Source organism: Mesorhizobium sp. M1E.F.Ca.ET.041.01.1.1, from assembly GCF_003997355.1.
Classification (GTDB): domain Bacteria; phylum Pseudomonadota; class Alphaproteobacteria; order Rhizobiales; family Rhizobiaceae; genus Mesorhizobium.
This window is the reverse complement of sequence record NZ_RZSL01001044.1, coordinates 1-1,215: the sequence shown is the minus strand read 5'-3', so window position 1 is coordinate 1,215 and position 1,215 is coordinate 1. Positions and strand designations below refer to the sequence as shown.

The window sequence follows — 1,215 nt, the reverse complement described above, 5'->3', positions numbered from 1 at the left end:
CTCCACCATCCCGGTGATGCGGAAGCCATTGTGGGTATCCTCGCCGCGGCCGACGATGCCGTATTTATGCGCCTCGGCCGGGTCGCATTCCTGCACGGCGATGATGTTGTTGCCGGTCTCGGCGTAAAGCTCGACCATGCCTTTCATGCAGCTTTTCTCCGACTGCATGATCATGTCGGGCAAAAGCAGCGCGAAAGGCTCGTCGCCCACCAGTTCTCGCGCGCACCAGACGGCATGGCCGAGCCCCATAGGCACCTGCTGGCGCGTGAAGCTGGTCTGCCCCGGCGCCGGCTGCAGCCGCTGCAGGCGGGCGAGCTGATCGTCCTTGCCGCGTTGAGCGAGCGTGTCGTAGAGCTCGAACTGAACGTCGAAATGGTCCTCGATGACCGCCTTGTTGCGCCCGGTCACGAAGATGAAATGCTCGATGCCCGCATCGCGCGCCTCGTCGACGACATATTGAATGACCGGCCGGTCGACGACGGTCAGCATCTCCTTCGGAATGGCCTTGGTGGCCGGAAGAAACCGTGTGCCCAGGCCGGCGACCGGAAAAACTGCCTTGCGAACTGGCTTCATGCTGCCTCACCCATGTTTTGGGTCAATTATCCGCTCGGCGATCCGCTCCGCAATCCCCCCGGACATTTTCACGCCGGAATCATTTTCACGCCGAAATGTTGAACTACGGAACGGCCGAGTTGAGCGTGCAGGGCTAAAAGCCGCGACCCCTCTTTTCGTTCCCGGCGGCACCTATGGTAAACTAAATACTAACCCAGTTCGGCGTTGAATGATCCTTCCTGTTTGACGAAGGAGGAAAAGATGTCCGTTCGCAACACCGCAAGGCGCCTGACGGCAATGGTGACGGCCGCCGGCCTGACCCTCGCCTTGCTGATGCCTGCCGGACCTGCTTTCGCCGATGCCGGGTTCCGCCAGTGGGTGACCGGCTTCCGTGCCACCGCCGTGCAAGGCGGCGTTTCCGGCGCTGTCTACGATCAGGCCATGAGGGGCATCGAGCCCGATCCGGTCGTGCTGGAAAAGGCCCGCACCCAGCCGGAATTCACCGCTCCCGCCTGGGATTATTTCGACAACCGCGTGCATGACCAGTCGGTAGCCAACGGTCAGGCAATGGCGCGCAAATGGAAGCCGTGGCTGGATCGCATCGAGGCGCGGTTCGGAGTCGACCGCAACATCCTTCTCGCCATTTGGTCGATGGAATCGAAC

General features: G+C 61.6%; 2 protein-coding genes. One reads left to right on the top strand and one right to left on the bottom strand.

Features of this window, described 5'->3' with window-relative positions:
* A partial coding sequence (locus tag EOA38_RS37190; RefSeq protein WP_145966320.1) for a UTP--glucose-1-phosphate uridylyltransferase occupies nucleotides 1-573 on the bottom strand: 573 nt, incomplete at its 3' end.
* Between the two features lie 240 nt (nucleotides 574-813).
* On the opposite strand from EOA38_RS37190, the gene EOA38_RS37185 reads away from it, so the two are divergent.
* On the top strand, nucleotides 814-1,215 hold a 402-nt coding region (locus tag EOA38_RS37185), incomplete at its 3' end, for a lytic murein transglycosylase (RefSeq protein WP_189435202.1).